This is a genomic window from Dysgonomonas sp. 511 (assembly GCF_010501105.1).
In the GTDB taxonomy this organism is placed as follows: domain Bacteria; phylum Bacteroidota; class Bacteroidia; order Bacteroidales; family Dysgonomonadaceae; genus Dysgonomonas.
In genome coordinates this window covers 1-294 of sequence record NZ_QVMQ01000034.1, presented here as the reverse complement: position 1 = coordinate 294, position 294 = coordinate 1, and the positions used below count along the sequence as shown (strand labels likewise).

1 protein-coding gene is annotated in these 294 nt (G+C 32.3%); it reads right to left on the bottom strand.

Annotated features, from left to right (window positions below):
* Window positions 1-203: IS200/IS605 family transposase (tnpA, locus tag D0T57_RS13150; protein ID WP_163273974.1), on the bottom strand; the 203-nt coding region annotated here is incomplete at its 3' end.
* Between the last annotated feature and the right edge of the window lie 91 nt (window positions 204-294).

The following is a 294-nucleotide window of genomic DNA, read 5'->3' as shown; positions in this document are numbered from 1 at the left end:
GGATAACTCAAATGCAAATGGATGTGGTCTTTACTGACTACTCCTTTGATTATTTGAATATCCATTGAATTACAGACTTGACGCAGAATATCACGGCAACGTAGTTGAATATCACCTTGTAATACTTGGTAGCGATATTTAGTTATCCAAACTAAGTGGACTTGTAAACTATTTATATTATGCGGACTCCGACGATTTTCCATAAACGTTACAAAGATAGAATTTTAAACATTTATAGAAGCTAAAGCCTTGTACTAAAGTACATAGTTTTAACTAGCGAACTTGAAAAATAAA